Origin of the sequence: Streptomyces sp. rh34, assembly GCF_002551245.1 — a bacterium.
Taxonomy (GTDB): Bacteria; Actinomycetota; Actinomycetes; order Streptomycetales; family Streptomycetaceae; genus Streptomyces.
In genome coordinates this window covers 1-2,769 of the sequence record NZ_NTGZ01000460.1, presented here as the reverse complement: position 1 = coordinate 2,769, position 2,769 = coordinate 1, and the positions used below count along the sequence as shown (strand labels likewise).

Genomic DNA, 2,769 nt, shown 5'->3' with positions numbered 1-2,769 from the left:
GACAGGCCCCGCCGCGTTCCGGCGGGGCCCCGCACACGCGGACGCCCGTCAGCTCCGCGCGCGGTGCAGCGCGGTGAGCTTCTCCAGCATGGGGACCACGTCGTTGGGCGCGGGCAGCGCCAGCCAGTCGGCGTGCAGCTTCCGGGCCCCGGCCGTGAACCCCGGCTCCGCCAGCAGCCGGGTCAGCCGCTCCCGGATGCCGTCCGTGCCGTCCTTCTCGTGGTGCACGGCGAGTCCCGCCCCGGCGTCCAGGAGGGAGCGCGCGAACTCGGGGGACTCGATGCCCGCGCCCATCTCGATCAGCTGCGGCACCTCGTGCGCCACCGCCGTCGCGAAGCTGCCGAACCCGCCGTGGTGGATGAGCGCCGCGCAGGTCGGCAGCAGCTGCCCCAGCGGGATGTAGTCGACGACGCGGACGTTGTCCGGCACGTCCAGGTCCGCCAGCTGACCCGGTGTGAGCGTCGCGACGACCTCGATGTCCATCCCGGCCACCGCGTCCATCATCGCCCTCAGCATCGCGCCGTTGGCGTAGTCGAACATCTGGGCCGTCGTCCCCAGCGTCAACGCCACCCGGGGCCGCTCCGGCACCGGGTACAGCCACCCGGGCTGCACCGCGCCCCGGGTGTACGGCACCCAGCGCATCTGCACCCGCCGTGCCGGCACCGGCAGATGCAGTTCCGGCGGTGTGGGGTCCACGGTCCACTGGCCCAGCAGCAGCTCGTCGTCCGGCGCGAAGCCGTACCGCTCCGCGACCGGCCGGACCACCTCCCGGAGCGGGTTGGCCGACGGTGTGCCGGCCCGGGCGAACCTCTCCAGCGCCCACCCGGTGACATCGGCGCCCCACAGCAGCCGCGCATGGGCCGCCCCGCAGTCGCGGGCCGCGACCGCCGCCGCCGGCCAGGTGTCCCAGAGCACCAGGTCGGGCCGCCACTCCCGGGCGTGCGCGACCAGGTCGTCGATCAGCGGGGCGGGCGCCCCGCGCTCCGCCGGGACCTGGTGGAACATCTCCACGGCCGTCACCAGGAACACGCTGAACATCTCCCACTCGTGGGCGTCCCGCGGGTCCAGGTCCAGTTCCCGTGCCAGCCGGTCCCGCTCCTGTGGGGGCAGCGTCACGTACTCGCCGGAGAACTCGGGCGTGCTCTCCTCGTCCCCGAGCGGCACCGCGGTCAGCCCCGCCGCGGTGATGTCCTTCCACAGCTTCGGCGGGGAGGCGACATGGACCTCGTGCCCGGCACCCTGGAGGGCCCACGCCAGGGGGATGGCGGGGAACAGGTGGGACGCCGTGGGCCACACGGTGATCAGGACGCGCATGAAGTCTCCTCACGGACCTCGGGGCGGCCGGCCACGACGGCTGCGGCCGTGCGGCCGAATGTGCACGATCCCGGTGGAAGGGGTCTGGAGGCACGGTGCAGCCGGTCCCGGCTCCCCGGCCGTCGCTCCGGCTCCAGCCGGAATCGAGCGGAACTCCAGTCGGATGCGGGATAATTGGGCACTCATGCGCACGTTGAAGGAGAGCACGTCCCATGCCCGAGTCCCAGGCCGCCGTTCCCCGCTTCACCTGGGCCCAGGTGTCGTCCCGCCGACTCGCCCGCAGCGGCCTCTCCCGCCCGCTCGACGGCGCCGACCCCCAGGACGTGGTGTCCGCCCTGTGCGGGGCGCACGCCCAGGTGCTGTCCGCCGGTGAACAGTCCGTCGCCATGCGGATTCCCGGAGCCACCCGTGCCACGGTCCGTGACGCGCTGTGGACGGAGCGGACCGTGGTGAAGTCCCGGGGCGCCCGCGGCACCGTGCACCTGCTCGCCGCCCGCGACCTGCCGATGTGGACCGGCGCGCTGTCCTCGATGCCCAACACCCGGAACATGCACCGCGGCGACGGGATGCTGACGCGCGAGCAGACCGAGAAGGTCATCGAGGGGCTCCGCGTCGTGCTCACCGACGCGGAGATGACCGCCGACGAGCTGACCGACGCCCTCGCCGACCACGTCGGCTCCTGGGCCGGCGACCGGGTCATGGAGGCGTTCCAGGGGATGTGGCCCCGCTGGTTCGAGGCCATGGACCTGGCGACCAACCAGGGCGTGATGTGCTTCGGCCCGCAGCGCGGCCGGAAGGTGACGTACACCAGCCCCGCCCGGTGGCTGCCCGGCTTCACCCCCGCGCCCGCGGAGGTCGCCGTGCCCTGGCTGGTGACCAGCTACCTGCGTGCCTACGGTCCGGCCACCCCGCAGCACCTCGCCCGCTGGCTCGCCATGCCACGCCGCTGGGCCGCGGACACGTTCGCCGCCCTCGGCGACGCCCTCCAGGAGGTCGAACTGGAGGGCACCCGCTGCTGGGTCGTGGCGGGCGACACCGACATGCCGGAGAGCGAACCGCCGGAGGGCGTACGGCTGCTGCCCTACTTCGACGCCTACGGTGTCGCCAGCCACCCGCGTGAGCTGCTGTTCCCCGGCCGTGCCTTCGAACGGGCGCTGGCGGGCGGCCAGGCGGGCAACTACCCGGTGCTCCTGATCGACGGACTCGCCGCGGGCGTCTGGCACCAACGCCGCTCGGGCCGCCGGATCCACATCACCGTGGAACCGCTGTCGCCCCTGACCGACCGGCAGCGGCGGCTGCTGGAGGACGAGGTGGAGCGCGTCGGCGTGATCATGGAGGGCAAGCCGGAACTCACCGTCGGCACCGTGTCCGTGGGGCCGCACGCCTGATCCGTCCCCACACACACGCCCGGCCCCGCACACGCCCGGCCCCGCAGCCTGTCTCTTATACACATCT

At 73.6% G+C, this 2,769-nt stretch carries 2 protein-coding genes; one reads left to right on the top strand and one right to left on the bottom strand.

Annotated features, from left to right (window positions below):
• Positions 1-48: 48 nt before the first annotated feature.
• On the bottom strand, positions 49-1,314 hold the full coding sequence (locus CR470_RS37190; protein WP_097872131.1) for a nucleotide disphospho-sugar-binding domain-containing protein: 1,266 nt from the start codon (positions 1,312-1,314) through the stop codon (positions 49-51).
• Positions 1,315-1,526: 212 nt separating this feature from the next.
• Here CR470_RS37190 and CR470_RS37185 point away from each other — a divergent pair, with 212 nt between their 5' ends.
• A complete protein-coding gene (locus tag CR470_RS37185; protein ID WP_097872129.1) occupies positions 1,527-2,702 on the top strand; it encodes a winged helix DNA-binding domain-containing protein in 1,176 nt (391 codons plus the stop codon).
• Positions 2,703-2,769 lie beyond the last annotated feature (67 nt).